The following is a 22545-nucleotide window of genomic DNA, read 5'->3' on the forward strand; positions in this document are numbered from 1 at the left end:
CTGCAGCAGATGGTCGCCCAGGCCCAGGCGCTCGATGAACTGCCGCTGCTTGGCGTCACCGCCGCCCGTGAATCGAATGCCGATGACTTTGCCGCCCTGATGGGCCTGGAGACGCAAAGCGACAGCGCGGCCGAAGACACCGGCGTCGCCCTCAAACGGGAACTGAACAGCCTGCTCAAACGCTACCCTGGCGAACTGCAACGCACCCGCGAACAGATCCAGCGTCGCAGCGAACTGGCCGACCGCACTCATCAGCAGATAGACGCCGTGCAGCAAGCGATTGCCGCCCTTGAGCCGCTGGTGCGCAGCCAGCACGCCACGATCCAGGGAGAAGTGCGGCTGATCCAGGGCTTGATGATTGGCCTGATCCTGTTGATCGCCCTGCTCATCGACACTTTGCAACGGCGCCTGGCACGGGTGCTGACCAACCTGGCGCCAGCGCTTTCACGCTGGACCGAAGGTGACTTCGGCCAGGCCATTGCCTTGGGCAAAAGCAACCGTGAAATGCATGACATCCAGGATTCACTCAACCGCCTGCGCCTGTACCTGGTGGAGTTGGTCGGAACCATCCGCAGCAACGCGGAACAGGTCGCAGGCAGCAGCCATGCCCTGGCCGGCATGAGCAGCGCGCTGCATGCAGGCGCCGAGCGTCAGGCCGGGGACACCGCGCAAATCCGCGATGCCCTGGGCGAGCTGGAAGCAACCATCCTGCAGGTCGCCGGCGATGCCAGCCAGGCCGCCGATGCCAGCCGCGATGCCGGACGCGCGGTGGAGCAAGGCCAGGCGGTGATCGGCCAGAGCCTGACCGGCTTGCGTGCGCTGGTCGATGAAGTGCAAGGCAATGCCCAGATGATCGAACAACTGGCCGAGGAGTCGGCCACCATCGGCGGTGTGCTCACGGTCATTCGCTCGATTGCCGAACAAACCAACCTGCTGGCCCTGAACGCTGCGATTGAGGCAGCACGTGCCGGGGAAATGGGCCGCGGCTTTGCCGTGGTGGCCGAAGAAGTACGCTCGCTGGCTCAGCGCACCACGGGTGCCACTGGCGAGATCCAGACCTTGATCGGCCGCCTGCAGCAAGCTGCACGAGAATCGGTAGAGGGCATGCGTGCGCAACTTGAGCATGCCGAGGCAACCGCCGACAAGGCTCAAGCCGCCGACGGCGCGCTGGATGAGATCGTCGCGGCAATCCAGACCATCTCCGCCACGGCGGTACGGATTGCCGACGTCACCGCCCAGCAAAGCGGTGCGGTGAGCGAGATTCGTGACCACAGCGAGCGGATTCATGATTTGGGAGAGGACAACCTGCAGCGTATTGGTGAAGGGCGTGAACAAGGTGAACAGCTGCTCCGGCTGGGCGGCGAGTTGAACACGGCGGTGCGGGCGTTTCGGGTCTGATCCAGAATCGTGTCGACTCCATCGCCGGCAAGGCCGGCTCCCACAAATGCCGTACCGATAACCTGTAGGAGCCGGCTGTGCCGGCGATGAAGGCACCGCGTATCGCCTGACTGCACGCATCGGCTCAGTCCGTTATCATGCAGGCACTTCTGTACAGCGAGACCGCCATGCGCCGCCTGCTTTGCCTGATTTTCCTGCTTCTGGCCCTGCCCGCCGTCGGCGCCGGCCTGCTCGACAACCGCCCCAGCGCCACCCTGGGCGCCCCGTCGCTGAACAACAGTGCCGACTTTCTGCCGGTGCACGAAGCCTTCAAGCTCAGCGTGGTTCAGAGCGATGCGCAAACCATCAAGCTGCGCTTCGTCGCCGCTGATGGCTATTACCTGTATCGCCATCGCTTCCATTTTCGTAGCGAACCTGCCGACATCGCCCTCGGTACTGCACAGATCCCGCCCGGCGAAGCCAAGCACGACGAGTTCTTCGGCGACGTCGAGGTCTACCACGGCATCCTCGACATCGATATCCCGCGCCCGGCCAATGACGCGCGCGCCTTCACCCTGTTGGTGGGTTACCAGGGCTGCGCCGATAAAGGCCTGTGCTACCCGCCGGAAACCGAACGCCTGAGCATTGAAGGCAGCGCTGGCGCATCGGCCGCCAACGCACCGGGAGCGACGGCAAAAGCCTGGACCTGGAAAGAACTGCTGCTGTTCTTTCTCGCCGGTGTCGGCCTGACCTTCACCCCTTGCGTACTGCCAATGCTGCCGATCCTCTCCGGTGTGGTCCTGCGTGGTCAGGTCGGTGGCCTGCGCGGTTTCAGCCTGTCGCTGGCCTACGTGCTGCCGATGGCCGCCTGTTTCGCCCTGCTTGGCGCACTGATGGGCCTGTTCGGCGCAGGCATGAACCTGCAGGCACGCCTGCAGTCAGCCTGGGTGCTGGTGCCGTTCTCGCTGTTTTTCGTGCTGTTCGCCCTAGCCATGTTCGGCCTGTTCGAATTGAAGCTGCCTCATGCCATCAGCCATCGCCTGGAGCGCCTGGTCGGCCAGACCAAGGGCGGTTCGCTGCTCGGTGCGGCGATTCTCGGGGTGTTTTCGAGCTTGCTGGTATCGCCCTGCGTGTCGGCACCGTTGGCCGGCGCGCTGCTGTATATCAGCGCCAGTGGTGACGCAGTGGGCGGTGCATTGAAACTGTTCGCCCTGGGCCTGGGCATGGGCGCCCCGCTGCTGCTGGTGGCCACCGGTGGTGCCGCCTGGCTGCCAAAAAGCGGCCCTTGGCTGGTGACGGTGAAGAATGCCATTGGCGTACTGCTGCTGGGCCTGGCCATCGGCCTGCTCAGCCGGGTAATGCCCGGCCAGGTCACATTGCTGCTGGTGGGCCTGTTGAGTGCCGGTGTGGCGGTATTCCTCGGCGCGCTGGAGTTCACCGTGAAAACCACCCTGCAGCGTCTGGCGCAATTGCTCGGCCTGTTGCTGCTGGTCTACGCCCTGGCCTGTTGGTATGGCGCACTGAGTGGCCAGACCGACCCGCTGCGTCCGCTGCCTCAGGCCGCCGTCTCCGGCGGTGCTGGCAACCTCCAGGCCAGGTCCGAAAACGCCTGGCAGACCGTGACCACCCCCGCCGCGCTCGACAATGCCCTGGCCCAGGCCAAGGCCGATGGACAACCGGTGGTACTGGACTGGTACGCCGACTGGTGCATCAGTTGCAAGGTCATCGAGCACGAGGTGCTGACCGCCCCTGCGGTCCAGCGTCAGCTTGAGGGCTACAAGCTGCTGCGCTTCGATATCACCGAAAGCAACGCCGAACAACGCGCCCTGCTCGACCGCTACCAGCTGTTCGGTCCGCCAGCGCTTTTGTTCTTTGCCGCGAACGGCAGCGAAAAAACCAGCGCTCGCGTGGTAGGTGAGACAAACGCCGGCGAATTTGCCGAGCATCTGACGCGCATTCGCGCCGATCTGGGTCTATAACTTCTTCTGGCCGCTGAAAAGCCATCATCAATGACCGAATTTAATAAATTAGTCACATATTTGGCGTGAATCTCGGTCATCGTGCTGGCTATTGCAGGCAACTGGACACTGCCCGCCGGTTTACGGCATAGTCGCCGCGCAACGTTTGTGCCTAACGATAAAAGGAACCACAGATGGCAACGCTACTGGTGCTGCACGGCCCCAACCTGAACCTGCTCGGCACCCGTGAACCGGGGGTCTACGGCGCCGTTACCCTGGCCCAGATCAACCAGGACCTGGAGCAGCGCGCCCGTGCCGCCGGCCATCACCTGCAATACCTGCAAAGCAATGCCGAGTATGAATTGATCGACCGTATCCATGCCGCACGCGGCGAAGGGGTCGACTTCATCCTGATCAATCCGGCGGCTTTCACGCATACAAGTGTCGCATTACGTGACGCATTGCTGGCAGTGAGCATCCCATTCATCGAAGTGCACCTGTCCAACGTGCACAAGCGTGAACCTTTTCGCCATCACTCCTACTTTTCTGATGTCGCTGTAGGAGTGATCTGCGGCCTGGGCGCCAGCGGTTACCGCTTGGCCCTGGAGTCTGCCCTGGAACACCTGGCTGCTAACGCAAAGCCCTGATGACGAGAACCTGGCCTGTAGGCCGGGGCTCACAAGAAACGTTTGCTAACACGTTTTTATATTTACGCCCCTGACCGAACCTTGGGAGTTGATGATTAATGGATATCCGTAAAGTCAAGAAACTGATCGAACTGCTGGAAGAGTCTGGCATCGACGAGCTGGAGATCAAGGAAGGCGAGGAATCCGTACGGATCAGCCGTCACAGCAAGACCCCGGCCCAGCAGTACTACGCGCCGGCTCCAGTTGCCGCCGCTCCAGTAGCCGCGCCTGCTGCCGCCGCCGCACCTGCTGCTGCCGAAGCCCCAGCCGCGCCAAAACTGAACGGCACCGTTGCCCGTTCGCCAATGGTCGGTACCTTCTACCGCAAAGCCTCGCCTAGCTCGCCAGCCTTCGTTGAAGTCGGCCAGACCGTGAAGAAAGGCGACACCCTGTGCATCGTCGAAGCCATGAAGATGATGAACCACATCGAAGCTGAAACCAGCGGTGTGATCGAATCCATCCTGGTAGAAGACGGTCAGCCGGTTGAGTTCGACCAGCCGCTGTTCACCATCGTTTGAACCGCGGAGAGCCAACGATGTCTGCGAAGCTCGAAAAAGTCCTGATTGCCAACCGTGGGGAAATTGCCCTGCGGATCCTGCGTGCCTGTAAAGAGCTGGGCATCAAGACCGTCGCCGTACACTCCACGGCTGACCGCGAACTGATGCACCTGGGCCTGGCAGACGAGTCGGTCTGCATCGGTCCGGCTTCGGCCAGCCAGTCCTACCTGCACATCCCGGCGATCATTGCCGCTGCCGAAGTGACCGGTGCTACCGCCATTCACCCAGGCTACGGCTTCCTCGCGGAAAACGCCGACTTCGCCGAGCAGGTCGAGAACTCCGGTTTTGCCTTCATCGGCCCGAAAGCTGACACCATTCGCCTGATGGGCGACAAGGTATCGGCCAAGGACGCGATGATCAAAAGCGGCGTTCCTACCGTGCCGGGCTCCGACGGCCCGCTGCCGGAAGACGAAGAAGAAGCCCTGCGCATCGGCCGTGAAGTCGGCTACCCGGTGATCATCAAGGCCGCCGGTGGCGGTGGTGGTCGCGGCATGCGCGTGGTGCACAAGGAAGAGGACCTGATCGCCTCGGCCAAGCTGACCCGCACCGAAGCCGGCGCCGCGTTCGGCAACCCGATGGTCTACCTCGAGAAGTTCCTGACCAACCCGCGTCACGTGGAAGTTCAGGTACTGTCCGACGGCCAGGGCAACGCCGTGCATCTGGGTGACCGCGACTGCTCGCTGCAGCGCCGCCACCAGAAAGTACTGGAAGAAGCACCGGCCCCAGGCATCGATGAAAAAGCCCGCCAGGAAGTCTTCAAGCGCTGTGTCGATGCGTGCATCGAGATCGGCTACCGTGGCGCTGGCACCTTCGAGTTCCTCTACGAAAACGGCGCGTTCTACTTCATCGAAATGAACACCCGTGTTCAGGTGGAGCACCCGGTTTCGGAGATGGTCACCGGTATCGACATCGTCAAGGAGATGCTCAGCATCGCCGCTGGCAACAAACTGTCGTTCACCCAGGATGACGTGGTGATTCGCGGTCACTCCCTGGAGTGCCGGATCAACGCCGAAGACCCGAAGAAGTTCATCCCGAGCCCAGGCACCGTCAAGCATTTCCACGCTCCAGGCGGCAACGGCGTTCGCGTCGATTCGCACCTGTACAGTGGCTATGCGGTACCGCCGAACTACGACTCGTTGATCGGCAAGCTGATCACCTACGGCAAAGACCGTGACGAAGCCATGGCCCGCATGCGCAATGCCCTGGACGAGATCGTCGTCGACGGCATCAAGACCAACATCCCGCTGCACCGCGACCTGGTGCGTGATGAAGGTTTCTGCAAAGGTGGCGTCAACATTCACTATCTGGAGCACAAACTGGCTAGCCAGGAGTGATTCGGCAAGTGATGTGAAAAAGACCCCGGCCAATGGCCGGGGTCTTTTTTTTGGGGCTCCGCCCCCACTGGGTTGTTTCCACAAACCCTTCGCACTCAAGTAAACTGGCGCGCTTCGCGCAGCCTAGGGCTGCCCCTGTAGAATTTTCCAAAGGTGCCCGCCATGCCTTGGCTGCAAGTACGTCTGGCCATCAGCCCGGAACAAGCCGAAACCTATGAAGACGCCCTGCTCGAAGTAGGCGCGGTTTCGGTCACCTTCATGGATGCCGAAGATCAGCCGATTTTCGAACCGGACCTCAACACCACGCCGCTGTGGTCGCACACCCACCTACTGGCCTTGTTCGAAGCCGATACCGACGCCGCCGCGGTGTTCGCTCACCTGCAGCTGCTGACCGGCGCCGCACTGCCGGAACACCAGGCCGAAGTCATCGAAGACCAGGACTGGGAACGCAGCTGGATGGACAACTTCCAGCCGATGCGCTTCGGTCAACGCCTGTGGATCGTGCCGAGCTGGCATGCCGCCCCGGAGCCAGAGGCAGTCAACCTGCTGCTCGACCCGGGCCTGGCGTTCGGCACCGGCACCCACCCGACCACCGCGCTGTGCCTGGAATGGCTCGACGGTCAGGAGCTGAAAGACACCCAGGTGCTCGATTTCGGTTGCGGCTCGGGGATTCTGGCGATTGCCGCCCTGCTGCTCGGCGCCCGTGAAGCGGTCGGCACCGATATTGACGTGCAAGCCCTGGAAGCTTCCCGCGACAATGCCGGACGCAATGGCATCGCCGACGATAAATTTGCCCTGTACCTGCCGGAGCACATGCCGGCGATGCAGGCTGATGTGCTGGTTGCCAACATCCTGGCCGGCCCGCTGGTCTCGCTGGCCCCGCAACTGTCTGGTCTGGTGCGCCCAGGTGGCCTGCTGGCACTGTCTGGGATCCTCGCCGAACAGGGCGAAGAGGTTGCCGCAGCCTATGCCAAGGACTTCGACCTGGACCCCATCTGCGTTCGTGACGGCTGGGTACGCATCAGTGGTCGCCGCCGTTAACTGCGCCTAGAATAACTATCTGTATAACCCGGACCGCCGCATGACCGACAGTTTCGTCACTCAGTGCCCGCATTGCCAGACCAGCTTTCGCGTCAGCCACAATCAGTTGAGCGTGGCTCGCGGCGTGGTGCGTTGCGGCGCCTGTCTGCAGGTGTTCAACGCCGCCAAGCAGCTGCTGGAGCAAAGTGCGGCGCAGCAGCCTGCTGCCGAGGCAACGAGCACTGAGCCAGCAGCGCCGGAACCGGTGACACCGGTCAGTCAGCACGCATGGAGCACCACCGAGCTGGACCTCGACCAGCTCGATCTGGATCAGGAGCTGGCGCGCCTGGAACAGCGTGAGATTCAGCCAGTCACCGAGTTCAAGCCCGGCGCCCCTCGTGAAGACAGCCTCAGCGCCCACCGCGACGAGCCGGAAAACGACGACCAGCACTGGCCCGACAGCCTGTTCAGCACCCCGGCCAGCGAGCGTGACACGCTGATCGAGGCGCTCGAAGAGCCGCAGCCGCCGCTGGTTGAACAGGAGCCCCTGGACCTTGCGCCAGCGCCGGGTGAACGCACCGAACCGTCGCTGTCACTGGACCCGGACGTCCTCGATGGCGATCTGGACGACCCCCTGCACCATCAGCAGCCGATCATGGCCGAGCTTGACGAACCGCCTGGCGAACACCTGTCGGCAAAAGACCCGGACGACGACCTCGACGCCCCGCACAGCAATCTGGACGAGCGCCACGAACCTGGCCTGGGCCCGGTCTCCAGCCGCCCGGCGCGCAAGGAACCGCTGCTCGACCTGGTCGACGACCCGCTGCAACTGGACTGGAAAAAGCCCAAGGCCCACTGGGGCAAACGCCTGCTGTGGTTTTTCCTCGTCCTGCTGGCCGCCGCCGCCCTGGCGGGTCAATACATCTGGTATCACTTTGACGAACTGGCCCGTCAGGACCAGTATCGCCCCTGGTTCCAGCAGATCTGCCCGCAGGTCGGCTGCGATGTACCTTCGCGTGTCGATATTGCCCGGATCAAGAGCAGCAACCTGGTGGTGCGCAGCCACCCGGACTTCAACGGCGCACTGATCGTCGACGCGATCATCTACAACCGCGCACCGTTCACCCAGCCGTTCCCGCTGCTGGAACTGCGCTTTGCCGACCTCAACGGCCAGTTGATCGCCAGTCGGCGCTTCAAACCCGCCGAGTACCTCAGCGGTGAACTGGCCGGCAAGGGTGAAATGCCCAGCCAGGTGCCAATCCACATCGCCCTGGACATCCTCGATCCAGGGCCCAAGGCGGTCAATTACAGCCTGAGCTTCCGCTCCCCCGAATAGCGCCTGGCTTGCCTGCCCGACCGTCCAAACTGTCGGGCATAACGTCGCAGCTGTTCAGATTTTATCCAAATCCATCTTTATCCGGTCACCGAGAGCGGGTATCATGCCCACCCTTTTTCGAACTCTAATGATCCGGCCCCACAACAGGGAACTCCTATGTCGGCGGTACGCATCGGCCCATACACACTGCAGAACAACCTGATCCTCGCGCCGATGGCCGGGGTCACGGACCAGCCATTTCGTCAGCTCTGCCGACGAATGGGTGCAGGCCTGGTGGTGTCGGAGATGGTCAGCAGCGACATGAGCCTGTGGAATAGCCGCAAGTCGCGTCTGCGCATGATTCACCAGGGTGATCCCGAGCCGCGCTCGGTACAGATCGCCGGTGGGGACGCGCAGATGCTTGCAGCGGCGGCCCGGGCCAATGTCGAGGCTGGCGCACAGATCATCGATATCAACATGGGCTGCCCGGCAAAAAAAGTCTGCAACAAAGCTGCAGGCTCTGCTTTATTGAAAGATGAAGCCTTGGTCAGCGAGATCCTCCACGCGGTGGTTGCCGCCGTGGATGTACCGGTCACGCTGAAAATCCGCACAGGATGGGACCGGGCGAACAAAAACGGCCTGACGGTGGCAAAGATTGCCGAACAGGCCGGGATCCAGGCACTGGCAGTACATGGACGCACCCGCGCCGATCTTTACACCGGCGACGCCGAGTACGACACCATCGCGGCAATCAAGCAGGCGGTGTCGATTCCGGTTTTTGCCAACGGCGATATCACTTCGCCAGAAAAGGCCCGGGCCGTGCTTCAGGCGACCGGGGCCGACGGCCTGTTGATTGGGCGGGCTGCCCAGGGGCGGCCGTGGATCTTTCGCGAGATCGAGCATTACCTGCGCACCGGCGAACACTTGCCGGCGCTGCAGCTGCAAGAAGTGGAACGCATTCTGCTGGAGCATCTGGCCGCGCTGCACGCCTTTTATGGCGATGTGATGGGTGTACGCATCGCCCGCAAGCACGTCGGCTGGTACCTGGCAACGCTTCCGGGCGCCAGGGAGTTTCGCGCCCAGTTCAATCGTTTGGAAGATACACAAGCGCAGTGCGCCGACGTTCGCGGTTTTTTCCGCGAGCGTGAACAGAGCCTTGAGACAGAGGACGGACAAGGGGTGGCCGCATGACGATGATGACCGAGACTTTAGTGAGTGGAACAACGCCCGTGAGCGACAACGTCAACCTGAAACAGCACCTGAATACACCGAGCGAAGAGGGTCAGACCCTTCGCGGCAGTGTGGAAAAGGCGCTGCACAACTATTTCGCCCATCTTGAGGGCGCGGCCGTCACGGACGTGTACAACCTGGTGCTCTCGGAAGTCGAAGCGCCGTTGCTTGAAAGCGTGATGAATTACGTCAAGGGCAACCAGACCAAGGCCAGTGAGCTGCTCGGTCTCAACCGCGGCACCCTGCGCAAAAAGCTGAAGCAGTACGATTTGTTGTAAGCAAGCATCCAAACCAGAAAAGGCGGCTCCCATTCGATGAGGTCGCCTTTTTTGCTGACTCCACCGCGTTATGGAATCTGAAATGACCGACCAGACTACCCGCCTGCCGATCCGCCGCGCCTTGATCAGTGTCTCCGACAAGACCGGGATCCTTGAATTCGCCCGTGAGCTGGAACAGCTCGGCGTCGAGATCCTGTCCACCGGCGGCACCTTCAAGCTGCTCCAGGACAACGGCGTTGCCGCGGTGGAAGTTGCCGACTACACCGGTTTTGCCGAAATGATGGACGGCCGGGTCAAGACCCTGCACCCGAAAATCCACGGCGGCATCCTCGGCCGTCGCGGCACCGACGACGCCATCATGGCCGAACACGGGATCAAGCCGATTGATCTGGTCGCGGTCAACCTCTACCCGTTCGAGGCCACCATCTCCAAGCCTGGCTGCGACCTGCCGACCGCCATCGAGAACATCGACATCGGCGGCCCGACCATGGTTCGCTCGGCGGCCAAGAACCACAAAGACGTCGCTATCGTGGTCAACGCCAGCGATTACGCTCAGGTGCTGGAAAGCCTCAAGGCCGGCGGCCTGACCTACGCCCAGCGTTTCGACCTGATGCTCAAGGCGTTCGAGCACACTGCCGCCTACGACGGCATGATCGCCAACTACATGGGCACCGTTAACCAGGCGGCTGAAACGCTGAGCACTGAAGGCCGCAGCGAGTTCCCGCGCACCTTCAACAGCCAGTTCGTCAAGGCCCAGGAAATGCGCTACGGCGAGAACCCGCACCAGAGCGCGGCGTTCTATGTCGAAGCCAAGCCTGCCGAAGCCGGCATCGCCACTGCCGTGCAGCTGCAGGGCAAAGAACTGTCGTACAACAACGTGGCCGATACCGACGCCGCGCTGGAATGCGTGAAGAGCTTCGTCAAGCCAGCCTGCGTCATCGTCAAGCACGCCAACCCGTGCGGCGTGGCGGTCAGCCCGGACGCCGAAGGCGGCATCCGCCAGGCCTATGAACTGGCCTACGCTACCGACACCGAGTCGGCCTTCGGCGGCATCATCGCCTTCAACCGCGAACTGGATGCCGAAACCGCCAAGGCCATCGTCGAGCGCCAGTTCGTCGAAGTCATCATCGCCCCGAGCGTCAGCGACGAAGCCCGCGCCGTGGTTGCAGCCAAGGCCAATGTGCGCCTGCTGGCCTGCGGCGAGTGGTCGGCTGAACGTGCCGCTGCCTGGGACTACAAGCGTGTTACCGGTGGTCTGCTGGTACAGAGCCGTGACATCGGCATGATCAGCGCTGCAGACCTGAAAGTGGTGACCAAGCGTGCACCGACCCAGCAAGAAATCGACGACCTGATCTTCGCCTGGAAAGTGGCCAAGTTCGTCAAATCCAACGCCATCGTCTACGCCAAGGGCCGTCAGACCATCGGTGTCGGCGCCGGCCAGATGAGCCGTGTGAACTCCGCTCGTATTGCTGCAATCAAGGCCGAGCACGCTGGCCTGCAGGTACAGGGTGCGGTCATGGCCTCGGATGCGTTCTTCCCGTTCCGTGACGGTATCGATAACGCAGCTAAAGTGGGTATCACTGCGGTGATCCAGCCAGGTGGTTCGATGCGTGACGCCGAAGTCATTGCTGCCGCTGATGAAGCCGGTATCGCTATGGTCTTCACCGGCATGCGCCACTTCCGTCACTAAGTCATGCAATGCCCCCTGTGGGAGCCGGCCTTGCCGGCGATGGCATCGATAGGGTGCCAGTTGCCAGCGCGGTGCCTGGATCGCTGGCAAGGCCAGCTCCCACAGAAGCGAACCTTGCAGGGTTCCCTTTCCGAATTAGCGTCATCGAGGTTTTGACATGAAAGTTTTGATTATCGGTAGCGGCGGTCGTGAACACGCCCTGGCCTGGAAAGTCGCTCAGGACCCACGGGTCGAGAAAGTCTTCGTTGCCCCGGGCAACGCCGGTACCGCCACCGAAGCCAAGTGCGAGAACGTCGACATCGACGTCACTGCCCTGGAACAACTGGCCGACTTCGCCGAAAAAAATGTTGCCCTGACCATCGTCGGCCCTGAAGGTCCGCTGGTTGCCGGTGTCGTCGACCTGTTCCGCAGCCGCGGTCTGGACTGCTTTGGCCCAACCAAGGGCGCAGCCCAGCTGGAAGGTTCCAAAGCTTTCACCAAGGACTTCCTGGCCCGCCACAAGATCCCTACCGCCGACTACCAGAACTTCACCGAGATCGAACCGGCCCTGGCCTACCTGCGCGAAAAAGGCGCACCGATCGTGATCAAGGCAGACGGCCTGGCCGCGGGTAAAGGCGTGATCGTCGCCATGACCCTGGCCGAAGCCGAAGACGCCGTGCGTGACATGCTCGCCGGCAACGCGTTCGGCGACGCCGGCTCGCGCGTGGTGATCGAAGAATTCCTCGATGGCGAAGAAGCCAGCTTCATCGTCATGGTCGATGGCCAGAATGTACTGCCAATGGCCACCAGCCAGGACCACAAGCGTGTTGGCGACGGCGACAGCGGCCCGAACACCGGTGGCATGGGCGCCTACTCGCCGGCACCTGTGGTCACTGCCGAAGTGCACCAGCGGGTCATGGATCTGGTGATCTGGCCGACCGTGCGCGGCATGGCTGAAGAAGGCAACGTCTACACCGGTTTCCTCTATGCCGGTCTGATGATCGACAAGGCCGGTAACCCGAAAGTCATCGAGTTCAACTGCCGCTTCGGCGACCCGGAAACCCAACCGGTCATGCTGCGCCTGGAATCGAGTCTGGTGCTGCTGATCGAGGCCGCCTTTGCCAAGGCGCTGGACAAGGTTGAAGCGCAATGGGACCCACGCCCAAGCCTGGGTGTGGTGCTGGCTGCCGGCGGCTACCCTGGCGACTACAGCAAAGGCGCGGCGATCAACGGCCTGGATGCTGCCGCCAAGCTGACCGGCAAGGTGTTCCATGCCGGTACCGCACTGAAGGACGGTCAGGTGGTTGCCACCGGCGGCCGCGTACTCTGCGCCACGGCCTTGGGCGAAACCGTTGAAGCTGCACAACAGCAGGCTTATCGCCTGGCTGCCGAGATCAACTGGGAAGGCAGCTTCTACCGCAAGGACATCGGCTATCGTGCCATTGCCCGCGAACGTGGTGAGCATCAGCAGTAAAACAGCGCCCGCAAGCAGTGACGCCCTCGGCGTCCTGCTTGCGGTTCGACGTCAAGGCCCATCATGGGCCTTGCCTTCGCCTTGGCGCGCCGCGCATAGTTATCATTCGGCTCTTTGCTAAGAAAGGATCTCGTCGTGCGTTGGCTCAGGATCGCCATTGGCCTCACCGTCAGCCTGCTGACCCTACTCTGCCTGTTTCCGGCCTCAGCCGAACAAAGCGGTGGCTGGGCGGTTTTGCTCGACGAACAAGCCAACCTGCAGCTCAGCGATATACGTTCCGATCGCTACCGTAATCAATTCAGCCCGATTGAGCTGAACCAACTCGATGCCGCATCGCCTGACCAGGCGCTGTGGTTGCACTATCGCCTGGAACCCGGGCAGCACGAACAATTGCTGCGGGTCTTCGCGCCGGACCTGTCCCGTCTTGATCTTTATGCCCTGGACGGCGACCAGTTGATCAAGCACATACACAACGGCCGCCCCTCCGAAAGCGGCGACACCACCGTGCGCAGCAGCGACCACCAGCTGGCCTTGCCGGGCAGTGCGCATACGCTGGATATTTACCTGCGCCTGGTTTCCGAGCATCAACTGCGTCCGAGCATCGGCCTGGAGCCTGCCACTCAGGTTGCCGCCGATCAGCGCCAGACCCTGCTGTTCGGCCTGCTGTTCGGCTGCCTGCTGATGTTGATGCTGCACAACCTCATCCGCTTTGCCTATTCGCGCTCCAGCACCAGCCTGAGCCTTGCCGTCTATCACGGCCTGATGTTGCTCAGCGCCCTGATCCTGCTCAACCTCAGCGGGCCCTGGTGGAGCCTCTGGCACTCGGCGCAAACACCAGCCGCCTACCTGACCGCCCTGCTTGCCAGCCTGGCCGGCCTGACCTTCACCTTGCGCTTCTTCAGCCCCTGTGAGCACCCACGCCTGAGCCGCCTGCTGCAGGCAGAAATGATCCTGATCGGGGTCTTTGGCTTGCTGCTGCTGTTCGTCGATACCCTGCCGCTCAACCTAATGACCTATGCGCTGTTCGCCCTGGGCACGCTGAGCATGCTGCTGGTTGCCAGCTACCACTGGCACACGGGCTATGCGCCAGCACGGCTGTTCGCCCTGTCGATGCTGGCCTTCAACATTGGCTGCCTGGTGGTGCTTCCGGCCCTCCTCGGCCTGACCCGGACGCCGACACAATGGCTGCTGTTCATACTTCTGGGCCTCACCAGTTTCAGCGGCCTGCTGCTCAATCTGTCGGTCAGCGAGCGCCTGCGCCGGATCAGTGAAGAACGCTTCAGCGCCAGTTGTGCGCTGGCGGCCAGCAACGCCGAGATCAACGCCAAGGCCGAGTTCCTGGCCAAGATCAGCCATGAGATCCGCACGCCGATGAACGGCGTACTGGGCATGACCGAACTGCTGCTGGGCACCCCGCTGTCGGTCAAGCAGCGCGACTACGTGCAGACCATCCACAGCGCCGGCAACGAACTGCTCACCCTGATCAACGAGATTCTCGACATTTCCAAGCTTGAGTCCGGGCAGATCGAGCTGGACGATGTGCAGTTCGATCTCAACGCGCTGATCGAGGATTGCCTGAGTATTTTCCGCGCCAAGGCCGAACAGCAGAACATCGAACTGATCAGCTTTACCCAGCCGCAAGTACCGCGGGTCATCAGCGGTGACCCGACACGTCTGCGCCAGGCGCTGCTCAGCCTGCTGGAAAACGCCCTGAAGAAAACCGAGCAAGGCGAAATCCTTCTGGTGGTGGCGCTCGATCAGCGCGGCAACGCGCCACGTCTGCGCATTGCCGTGCAGGACAGTGGCGAGGCCATTTCCCCAGGCGACCGCGAAGCCCTGTTGCAGGCCGAATTGCACAGCAAGCACTTTCTTTCCAGCAACAAGCTGGGCGGGCATCTGGGCCTGGTCATCGCCAAGCAGCTGATTACCCTGATGCAGGGTGAGTTCGGGATCAAGACCAGCCACGGCATGGGCAACACCTTGTGGCTGACCCTGCCGCTCGATCCGCAGCGCCTCGAACAGCCTCCCGCCGATCTCGACGGCCCGCTGCGCGGCGCCCGGGTACTGGTGGTGGACGACAACGACACCTGCCGCAAGGTCCTGGTACAACAGTGCAGTGCCTGGGGCATGAACGTCAGCGCCGTGCCTTCGGGCAAGGAAGCCCTGGCCTTGCTGCGCACCAAGGCGCACCTGCGCGATTATTTCGATGCGGTCCTGCTCGACCAGAACATGCCCGGCATGACCGGCATGCAGCTGGCAGCCAAGATCAAAGAAGACCCGAGCCTGAACCATGACATCCTGCTGATCATGCTCACCGGCATCAGCAATGCGCCGAGCAAGGTCATCGCGCGCAATGCCGGGGTCAAGCGGATCCTGGCCAAACCGGTCGCCGGTTACACCCTCAAGACCACCCTGGCCGAAGAACTGGCGCAACGCAGCAAAGGCCAGCCGAGTATTCCGGCTCCCGTCAGCCTGAGCCCGCCGCTGAACCTGCCCAGTGACTTCCGCATTCTGGTGGCCGAAGACAACAGCATTTCGACCAAAGTCATCCGCGGCATGCTTGGCAAACTCAATCTCGAACCCGATACCGCCAGCAACGGCGAAGAAGCCCTGCAGGCGATGAAAGCCCAGCGCTATGACCTGGTGTTGATGGACTGCGAAATGCCCGTGCTCGATGGCTTCTCAGCCACCCAGCAGCTGCGCATCTGGGAACTCAGCAACCAGCGCAAGCGCACTCCAGTGGTGGCCCTGACGGCGCACATTCTTGCCGAACACAAGGAACGCGCACGCCTGGCCGGCATGGACGGTCATATGGCCAAACCGGTCGAGCTGTCACAGTTGCGCGAATTGATCGAACACTGGGTCGCCCAGCGCGAAAGCGAATCCTCTCAGGTGCCGACCCCGTAAACCGTCAGACCCCTGATACACTTGCTTCTCGTCCCCTGTCCATCGCGAGCTCAGACCATGCTCCATGAGTTGTTCAGCGTCTACCTGAAAATGCTCGTGCTCTACAGCCCGTTCTTTGTGCTCTCCTGCTTTATCAGCCTGACACGCGGCTACTCCAGCAAGGAGCGCAAACAACTGGCCTGGCGGGTGGCATTCGCAGCGTTGATCGCCAGCGTGGTGCTGTATCTGTTCGGCAGACAAATCTTCGGGGTGTTCGGCATCACCCCCGATGCCTTCCGCATCGGTGCCGGCAGCGTGCTGTTCATCTCTGCGCTAGCCATGGCTCAGGGTAAGTCCGCCGTACAGACTGATAACGTTCAGCAGGACGTCACCATCGTCCCACTGACCATTCCCCTGACCGTCGGCCCCGGTACTATCGGCGCCCTGCTGGTCATGGGTGTCGGCCAGCCTGAGTGGGACGACAAGTTACTGGCCATTATCAGTATTGCCCTGGCCAGCTTCACCGTCGGCCTGGTGCTGTACCTTTCGCACCGGATCGAACGGCTTCTCGGCGATCAGGGTTTGCAGATCGTCAGCCGGTTGATGGGGCTGTTCGTCTGTGCACTGGCGGCGCAGATCATCTTCAGCGGGATCAAGGGTTACCTGGCCTTATAAGACACACCCGCTGCTAATGGCTCATTCATAGCCTATCCCCTGGCACCGAGCGGCATGACATATTGAGATCGAAGCAGCTCCAAGCGCTTTTCCAGCAGCGCTCTGACCCCTGAAAAAACACCGGGGAACAGTTCGCCAACAAAGCTTCTGGTCACCTGATGGTTAATTTCTTCAGCCTGCAATTCCTGTGTTAACCATTGCTCATCCATGGACTGGTTGGTTTCCAGGAACAGGCTGCTCGCCACCACCCGCAAGCCTGGCAGTACCACCCGCAGCTCAAAGGCAAGACGAGTGACCGGCTTGACGCATGGATCCTGTACCCGCTCCAGCGCTTCTGTGCTCAACACCTGCAAGACGGGATGCATAGCAGGCAACGCTTGCACCTTCGCCAGTGCGTCGTTCAAGGCAGCCAGCATCTGGGCGGGCAACAACGCGCTCAACTCCTGCCCGGCAATCGCCAGAGGCGTGCCGGGCACGGGCGCCTTCACTACCTTGGTCTTCTCGGCAGAGGCACTGATAACCCAGCCCAGCCCGGTATGCCTGTCCATATAGGTGCCGTGCCACTGCTTGTTTTCACCCAGCAACAGAAATTCGGCTGAAGCGTTAAGCCAGGCAAACAATTGAGAGTCGATGGCATCGTGGCGCTCACGCTCATCAAGATCAGTGGACAGCAGCAACAGACAGTTGCCGGACAGCACTAAAGAAAATGCTTGCGTATGCATTTCATACCTCCCTGTACCAAACAGAAGCACCGGCGACCGCAGTCGCCGGTGCCCGTCATCACGAACGTTTTTTCGGCTCGATTGACAGGGTGAGCACGTCCTTTTTGCTTTTATCGCCTACACGCTCAATCAGCGTGTCTTTGACCTGGTCATACAGACCGCGGTGGAAGGACAAGGCGGCAGCGCCGGTATAGGTATCTGAATGGCTGGAGCTCCATTCGAAGACCAACACATTGGTTTTGCCCGGAGGCGACTCAGTGCTCTGCATACAGCCGACGCTCAGCATCACCTCACCATTGGCGTCCTGGGTACACACCGCCATGCTCAGCGCTGTGCCTTCTTTCTCGGCACTGGTACGTTCAAACAGCGTGGTGGCCTCAGGGCTTTTCGCCAAAGTGTCAACCGCGTCGCGGGCAACGTTCACCAGTGTGGCGACAGTCGTGGCGCCTCCGGTAGCGTAACCCAGGCCAGCCTGCACGGCCTTGACCAACAGGTTCTTGACCGACAGGTTCTGAGAACTTGCGACTTCCTTGGTGTACGAATACTTGATTGGCAGCCAACCGCAGGATTGCATGGTCTGCAGGTAGGTCTGAAACCATTGCTGGCCTTCGGTTGTCGGAAAATACTGCGCCGAAGCGGCGAGGGTACTGAACAGATGGCTGTACTTGAGTGCGTCGCTGTTTTCCTTGGACAAACCCACGAACACCAGAAGGTCGCCGTTGTTCAACTGGACATTGTTGCCAGCGCTTTGAATTTCACTCATGAGTGCTCTTCCTTGATCATTGATGGGGATGGCTTGCTGACAAGCCACCCCATCACATTGATCCGTCAGAGACACAATGGGCACAGTGAAACATGCCCTCTGGGGAGTCAGGGTTTGTGACCGTACCACCGGGGCGTATAAACCCACGGCTGCTGCCCCGGACGATCGAAGGCAACGGTAGTAGAGGAGCCGATCAGCACCATGGTGCGCATGTCCACATCCTCAGGCACCAGCGCTTGCAACTGAAGGACACGCAGCGTCTGCCCCGGCCGCCCCACATCACGGCCAAGGACTACAGGCGTTGTTCCAAGGCGGTGCTGGCGCACGATCTCCAGTGCCCGCCCCAACTGCCAGGGCCGTGAGCGCGAGATCGGGTTGTAGAACGCCAACGCCAGATCGGCCTGACAGGCGAGGTCCAGGCGCTTCTCGATAATCGACCAGGGTTTGAGGTTGTCCGATAGCGACAGCACACAGAAGTCATGCCCCAGCGGCGCGCCGGCCTGGGCGGCAGTGGCCAGCGACGCGGAAACGCCGGGCAGCACCTCGAGGTCAACCGCATGCCAGTGCGGATCAGTGGACTCGTGCAACGCCTCAAGCACCGCAGCGGCCATCGCAAATACACCCGGGTCGCCAGAGGACACCACCACCACCGAGCGCCCTTGGGCGGCCAGCTCGAAGGCATGCCGGGCGCGCTGCATTTCTTCGCGGTTGTCGGTGCAGTGCATGACCTGGTCTGCCCGAAACGGGCCAGCCATGCGCACATAGGTTTCATAACCGAGGATATCGTTGGCCCGGGCCAGCTCGGCCTTGACTGCGGGCACCATGAGCTCGGCGGCGCCTGGGCCGAGACCGATCACCGCCAGACGACCGCGGGCGCGACCAATCTGCAACGGGTCAATGGGCTGGCTCGAAACCAGAATTGCCAGACCTTCGTTCACCGGCTGCGGTGGCAGCAACTGCGGCAACGCCTGTGCCGCCAGGGCACTGGCGCTTTCGGCAGCCGGTGCGAAACGCAGCGCAACACCCAGCTCGGCCGCTGCCGCATGCAGGTCCGGATCAGCCATCAGCGAATCGCTCACCAACAGACAAGCCAAGGCGGGCTCGGCGATGCGTGCACTACGCAATGCATCACGTACCACAGTGGCCAGTTCCGGCACGACAGCCGTGACCGCCAGCATCACGCAACGCGGATAGATCACCAGCTCATGGGCCGAAACTTCCCGCGCGTCGCAGCCAACATGAATGGCCAGTTGCGCCTGATCGCTCTGCGGCAACTGGGCATCGGCGAGCCAGGGCGCCTCCCCGTCGATACGCACCGATTCGCCAGCCAACAGGTCGCTGACAAAACGCTTGCCCAGCTCCAGGTCGGCCAGGGCATAGCCACTGGGCGGGTTGAGCAGGCAGGTGCCAAAACGCAGTTCGCCACTGGTGGTGATTGCCGCTGCAACACCCAGGCCCGCGGCTATTTCCCGGGCCATGAGGTTGACCCCGGCGAGACCACCGAGCAGCGGCACCACTGCACTGCCATCCTCGGCCACAGCCAGTACCGGTGGCTCGACGCCCTTCTCCAGCAGCAGGCTGGCCAGGGTGCGGATAACGATACCGGCCGCGCACAAGGCGATGATCGGTGTGTCCTGTAGATAGAGCTGACGCACAGTGGCACCGAACTCCTGATAGCTGCGATCGACGTCTTCGACCCGGCCCTGCAGGCCATGGATCAGCGCGTCCGGATACAGCTGCTGGATCTTGCGGGCAGTGGCGAGGCTGCCGGTGCCGAGAATGACAATCGCCGGTGCTTTGCGCGTCATCACCCCTGCCACCTTTCGCCCGGAACGATGATCAGCGAGAAATACGGCGACGACTGCGGATCGACCTCATCCAGGGCAACGATCTTCTGGTTGGCCATGGTTGCCCGCTCCACGTACAGAGCACGCTCGGCCAGACCGAGTTCAGCCAGTACTTCACGGACCTTGGGGAAGTTGCGCCCAAGCTTCATGATCACTGCGGCATCGGCATCGGCCAGTCGACGTTTGAGCTCATCGTGCGGCAACACACCGGACAGCACCGACAGACTCTGGTTGCGATAGACCAGCGGCGCACCCAATACCGAAGCACCGCCAAGCATCGAGCAGACCCCCGGAATCACCTCGGCATCGTAGCGTTCGGCAAGCCGGTCATGCAGGTACATGTAGGAGCCATAGAAGAACGGATCACCTTCGCAGATCACCGCGACATCGCGCCCGGCGTCCAGATGGGCAGCCACTTCCAGCGCGGCCTCATCATAAAAATCGCTGATCACCTGTTCGTACGACAACGGTGCGGGCAGCGCTTCGGTGGTCACCGGATACACCAGCGGCAGCAGCGTCTGGGCCTCCTGCAAGTGACCTTCGATGATGCCAAAGGCGTTGCCACGCTTGCCCTTGGCGACGAAGTAGGCCACCACTGGCGATTCGCGCAGCAGGCGCAAGGCCTTGAGGGTAATCAGTTCCGGATCGCCAGGGCCCACGCCCAGGCCAAGCAAACGTCCACGAGCCTGCATCATTCGACCTCCGTGGCCAGGGCATTGACCGCAGCCGCCGCCATGGCGCTGCCGCCCAGACGGCCCTGCATGATCACAAAAGGCACGCCACGGCTGTCGGCAGCGAGCATCGCCTTGGATTCGGCAGCCCCGACAAAGCCTACCGGGAAGCCGAGAATCAACGCCGGTTTCGGTGCACCGGCATCGAGCATTTCCAGCAGGTAGAACAACGCGGTCGGCGCGTTGCCAATGACCACCACGCTGCCTTCAAGGTGCGGGCGCCAGAGTTCCAGGGCCACCGCCGAGCGGGTATTGCCCAGCTCACGGGCCAGATCCGGCACCTGTTCGTCACGCAACGTACAGATCACCGGGTTGTTGGCTGGCAGACGAGCGCGGGTGATGCCTTCGGAGACCATCCGTGCATCGCAGAGGATCGGTGCGCCGGCGGCCAGGGCATCACGCCCGGCCTTGCCGGCGCCTGGCGAAAACTGCAGGCCATCAATGGCATCGACCATGCCGCACGCATGGATCACCCGAACCGCGAGTTTTTCCAGATCGGCAGGAATACGATCGAGCCGCGCTTCCTCCCGAATGATCGCGAAGGAATTGCGATAGATCTCCTGACCATCGCGGATGTAATCAATCATCAAGGGTGCTCCGTGGGCAGGCGTCTAGCAGTGCGCCGGCTTCTTTCAGTGTGAGGTTGCGTGCGCGCAGGCTGCCGAAACCCGGCTGGGCTGCGTCACGCAGATACAAGTCGTAGTGGCCCGGGCCTTGCGCCAGCAAGGTGGCCGGAGCGACGTGGGCCATGGCACAGGAACGTGGACAGCCGCTCAGGTGCACGCTGGCCGGGGCGCCGTTGGTGAGCAATGTGGCCAGCAGCCGGGCATCGCCCTTGGTCTCGGCCTGGGCCTTGGCGCAACCGGCAGAACCGGTGCAGGCAACCAGACGAGCCAGCTGTTCATCTGCCGAGCACAGCAGGCCGAGTTGGACCAGTCCGGTCTGAACGGCGTCCACGTGGCGGTGTGGGATATTGGGCAGCAACAGGCTCTGCCAAGGCGTCATGCGCAGACTGCCGTCACCCCGTTCACGCGCCAGTTGCGCAGCGCCGCGCAGCATCGACGGGGTCAGACGGCCCAACGGTGCAGCACCGCCGACCGCGCTCAGGTCAGCTTGGTGCTGTGGATAAATCCCCAGATAGCGGCTGCCAGCCGTTGCCGGACGGCGCCACTGCAAAACAGCCGGGTCGCGACGGATCGACAAACCGAGCCCCGCGACAAAATCGTCCGGCGAATGCTCGACCAGCAACTGACGCATCCGCGCTTGCTCTGGTGTGGCCAGGTCGAGAAAGCGATGGAGCACCGCCAGCACCAGCGCATGCCCCTGAGCCAGGGGCACAGCACCCAGGGGTGAATCCTGTGCCGGGCAACCTGCCAGGCCAAACGCCAGCCATAGAGCACCGTCCAGTTGCAGGGCGCTGAGCCACAGATCATGGGGGTGTTCGAGCATCGCCAACGCTTCGCCGCCATCCAGCTGCACGGCGAACTTGGCTGAAAGCTGATGAAAGCGCGCAGTGGTTTCCAGCGCCTGCAGCAGCTGCGCCGCCAAAGGACGGGTGTCGAACAGCATCTGCGGATCGACTCCGGCTACCGGACTGAGCATCAGGTTACGGACATCGTCCCCCGCAGCATCGCGCGGGCCCAGGCCGGCAGCCAACAACAGTTCGATCAGCCCGGCCTGTTCGTTGCCGATGCCGCGGATCTGCAGGTTGCCGCGGTTGGTGGCCTCAATCTCGCCAGTGGAAAACCGTTCGGCAGCGCTAGCGACCGCGTCAGCCTGGTCTGCCGTGAGCGCACCGCCGGCCAGCTTGATCCGGCAGATCCCACCGTCTTTGGCCTGGACGATGCGCAGCAACCCCGGACAGGCCGAGGGGCGCAACGAAGCGTGGGGCTGGTGGGCCGATACAGGCTGGTTCAAAAGGTCACCCGACAATCGTGAAAAGGCACTTCAGTGTAGAAGGCGCGGTATTATGCCTGCTTTGTCCGAAGGCATGAAAAGCCTGCCGGTCGGATTGCTGGGTATT

General features: G+C 62.1%; 19 protein-coding genes. 13 read left to right on the forward strand and 6 right to left on the reverse strand.

Annotated elements, in window-relative coordinates:
• Positions 1–618 precede the first annotated feature (618 nt).
• The 13 genes from AC07OF_RS18310 (at position 619) to AC07OF_RS18370 (ending at position 16459) form a co-directional block, all read left to right on the forward strand.
• Positions 619–1398, forward strand: coding sequence for a methyl-accepting chemotaxis protein (locus AC07OF_RS18310; protein WP_371262012.1), 780 nt, complete (start codon positions 619–621; stop codon positions 1396–1398).
• 167 nt (positions 1399–1565) lie between these two features.
• A complete protein-coding gene (locus AC07OF_RS18315; RefSeq protein ID WP_495073299.1) occupies positions 1566–3356 on the forward strand; it encodes a protein-disulfide reductase DsbD in 1791 nt (596 codons plus the stop codon).
• A gap of 173 nt (positions 3357–3529) precedes the next feature.
• Positions 3530–3982: a type II 3-dehydroquinate dehydratase gene (aroQ, locus tag AC07OF_RS18320; RefSeq protein WP_038615065.1), complete on the forward strand. Its 453-nt coding sequence runs from the start codon at positions 3530–3532 to the stop codon at positions 3980–3982.
• 98 nt (positions 3983–4080) lie between these two features.
• Positions 4081–4539: an acetyl-CoA carboxylase biotin carboxyl carrier protein gene (accB, locus tag AC07OF_RS18325; protein WP_157194369.1), complete on the forward strand. Its 459-nt coding sequence runs from the start codon at positions 4081–4083 to the stop codon at positions 4537–4539.
• 17 nt (positions 4540–4556) lie between these two features.
• Positions 4557–5912 carry an acetyl-CoA carboxylase biotin carboxylase subunit gene (gene accC, locus AC07OF_RS18330; RefSeq protein WP_038615071.1) on the forward strand — a complete coding sequence of 452 codons (1356 nt, stop codon included), beginning with the start codon at positions 4557–4559 and terminating at the stop codon, positions 5910–5912.
• 162 nt (positions 5913–6074) lie between these two features.
• Entirely contained in the window at positions 6075–6953 is an 879-nt protein-coding gene (gene prmA, locus AC07OF_RS18335; RefSeq protein ID WP_476446069.1) for a 50S ribosomal protein L11 methyltransferase, read from the forward strand.
• A gap of 40 nt (positions 6954–6993) precedes the next feature.
• Entirely contained in the window at positions 6994–8268 is a 1275-nt protein-coding gene (locus AC07OF_RS18340) for a DUF3426 domain-containing protein (protein WP_157194372.1), read from the forward strand.
• 156 nt (positions 8269–8424) lie between these two features.
• A complete protein-coding gene (gene dusB, locus AC07OF_RS18345) occupies positions 8425–9438 on the forward strand; it encodes a tRNA dihydrouridine synthase DusB (protein WP_038615079.1) in 1014 nt (337 codons plus the stop codon).
• The gene (gene fis / locus AC07OF_RS18350; RefSeq protein ID WP_003186237.1) at positions 9435–9755 is read left to right on the forward strand and encodes a DNA-binding transcriptional regulator Fis; all 321 of its coding nucleotides are present in this window, start codon (positions 9435–9437) and stop codon (positions 9753–9755) included. Before dusB ends, fis begins: the two co-directional genes overlap by 4 nt.
• An 82-nt stretch (positions 9756–9837) precedes the next feature.
• Complete coding sequence (gene purH / locus AC07OF_RS18355; RefSeq protein WP_157194373.1) at positions 9838–11445, forward strand: bifunctional phosphoribosylaminoimidazolecarboxamide formyltransferase/IMP cyclohydrolase; 1608 nt, start codon at positions 9838–9840, stop codon at positions 11443–11445.
• Between the two features lie 157 nt (positions 11446–11602).
• Positions 11603–12898, forward strand: a complete 1296-nt coding sequence (purD, locus tag AC07OF_RS18360; protein WP_157194374.1) for a phosphoribosylamine--glycine ligase — start codon at positions 11603–11605, stop codon at positions 12896–12898.
• A 135-nt stretch (positions 12899–13033) separates the two neighbouring features.
• A complete protein-coding gene (locus tag AC07OF_RS18365) occupies positions 13034–15805 on the forward strand; it encodes a hybrid sensor histidine kinase/response regulator (protein WP_495073300.1) in 2772 nt (923 codons plus the stop codon).
• Between the two features lie 57 nt (positions 15806–15862).
• Positions 15863–16459: a MarC family protein gene (locus AC07OF_RS18370; protein WP_038615090.1), complete on the forward strand. Its 597-nt coding sequence runs from the start codon at positions 15863–15865 to the stop codon at positions 16457–16459.
• A 32-nt stretch (positions 16460–16491) separates the two neighbouring features.
• On the opposite strand, the gene AC07OF_RS18375 is transcribed toward AC07OF_RS18370, so the two are convergent.
• The 6 genes from AC07OF_RS18375 to cobG all read right to left on the reverse strand — a co-directional run bounded on the left by AC07OF_RS18375 (position 16492) and on the right by cobG (position 22439).
• Complete coding sequence (locus AC07OF_RS18375; protein ID WP_157194376.1) at positions 16492–17181, reverse strand: hypothetical protein; 690 nt, start codon at positions 17179–17181, stop codon at positions 16492–16494.
• Between the two features lie 58 nt (positions 17182–17239).
• On the reverse strand, positions 17240–17944 hold the full coding sequence (locus AC07OF_RS18380; protein ID WP_157194377.1) for a hypothetical protein: 705 nt from the start codon (positions 17942–17944) through the stop codon (positions 17240–17242).
• A 107-nt stretch (positions 17945–18051) separates the two neighbouring features.
• Positions 18052–19752 (reverse strand): precorrin-3B C(17)-methyltransferase, encoded by a 1701-nt coding sequence (gene cobJ / locus AC07OF_RS18385; RefSeq protein ID WP_157194378.1) that lies wholly within the window; start codon positions 19750–19752, stop codon positions 18052–18054.
• Entirely contained in the window at positions 19752–20486 is a 735-nt protein-coding gene (locus AC07OF_RS18390; protein ID WP_174446950.1) for a precorrin-2 C(20)-methyltransferase, read from the reverse strand. Before AC07OF_RS18390 ends, cobJ begins: the two co-directional genes overlap by 1 nt.
• Entirely contained in the window at positions 20483–21109 is a 627-nt protein-coding gene (locus AC07OF_RS18395; RefSeq protein ID WP_038615097.1) for a precorrin-8X methylmutase, read from the reverse strand. Before AC07OF_RS18395 ends, AC07OF_RS18390 begins: the two co-directional genes overlap by 4 nt.
• The gene (gene cobG, locus AC07OF_RS18400; protein ID WP_332836046.1) at positions 21102–22439 is read right to left on the reverse strand and encodes a precorrin-3B synthase; all 1338 of its coding nucleotides are present in this window, start codon (positions 22437–22439) and stop codon (positions 21102–21104) included. The genes AC07OF_RS18395 and cobG overlap by 8 nt, the downstream gene beginning before the upstream one ends.
• Positions 22440–22545: the final 106 nt, after the last annotated feature.

It is taken from the genome of Pseudomonas sp. GW821-FHT10B02 (assembly GCF_059415665.1).

What these genes read in the sequence shown, in the direction of transcription:
- accB (WP_157194369.1), top strand. Translation starts at nt 4,081, where the DNA reads ATGGATATCCGTAAAGTCAAGAAACTGATCGAACTGCTGGAAGAGTCT.
- aroQ (WP_038615065.1), top strand. Translation starts at nt 3,530, where the DNA reads ATGGCAACGCTACTGGTGCTGCACGGCCCCAACCTGAACCTGCTCGGC.
- prmA (WP_476446069.1), top strand. Translation starts at nt 6,075, where the DNA reads ATGCCTTGGCTGCAAGTACGTCTGGCCATCAGCCCGGAACAAGCCGAA.
- dusB (WP_038615079.1), top strand. Translation starts at nt 8,425, where the DNA reads ATGTCGGCGGTACGCATCGGCCCATACACACTGCAGAACAACCTGATC.
- fis (WP_003186237.1), top strand. Translation starts at nt 9,435, where the DNA reads ATGACGATGATGACCGAGACTTTAGTGAGTGGAACAACGCCCGTGAGC.
- AC07OF_RS18395 (WP_038615097.1), bottom strand. Translation starts at nt 21,109, where the DNA reads ATGATTGATTACATCCGCGATGGTCAGGAGATCTATCGCAATTCCTTC.
- AC07OF_RS18390 (WP_174446950.1), bottom strand. Translation starts at nt 20,486, where the DNA reads ATGATGCAGGCTCGTGGACGTTTGCTTGGCCTGGGCGTGGGCCCTGGC.
- cobJ (WP_157194378.1), bottom strand. Translation starts at nt 19,752, where the DNA reads ATGACGCGCAAAGCACCGGCGATTGTCATTCTCGGCACCGGCAGCCTC.
- AC07OF_RS18310 (WP_371262012.1), top strand. Translation starts at nt 619, where the DNA reads ATGAGCAGCGCGCTGCATGCAGGCGCCGAGCGTCAGGCCGGGGACACC.
- AC07OF_RS18370 (WP_038615090.1), top strand. Translation starts at nt 15,863, where the DNA reads ATGCTCCATGAGTTGTTCAGCGTCTACCTGAAAATGCTCGTGCTCTAC.
- purD (WP_157194374.1), top strand. Translation starts at nt 11,603, where the DNA reads ATGAAAGTTTTGATTATCGGTAGCGGCGGTCGTGAACACGCCCTGGCC.
- AC07OF_RS18340 (WP_157194372.1), top strand. Translation starts at nt 6,994, where the DNA reads ATGACCGACAGTTTCGTCACTCAGTGCCCGCATTGCCAGACCAGCTTT.
- accC (WP_038615071.1), top strand. Translation starts at nt 4,557, where the DNA reads ATGTCTGCGAAGCTCGAAAAAGTCCTGATTGCCAACCGTGGGGAAATT.
- AC07OF_RS18315 (WP_495073299.1), top strand. Translation starts at nt 1,566, where the DNA reads ATGCGCCGCCTGCTTTGCCTGATTTTCCTGCTTCTGGCCCTGCCCGCC.
- AC07OF_RS18380 (WP_157194377.1), bottom strand. Translation starts at nt 17,944, where the DNA reads ATGAGTGAAATTCAAAGCGCTGGCAACAATGTCCAGTTGAACAACGGC.
- purH (WP_157194373.1), top strand. Translation starts at nt 9,838, where the DNA reads ATGACCGACCAGACTACCCGCCTGCCGATCCGCCGCGCCTTGATCAGT.
- AC07OF_RS18375 (WP_157194376.1), bottom strand. Translation starts at nt 17,181, where the DNA reads ATGCATACGCAAGCATTTTCTTTAGTGCTGTCCGGCAACTGTCTGTTG.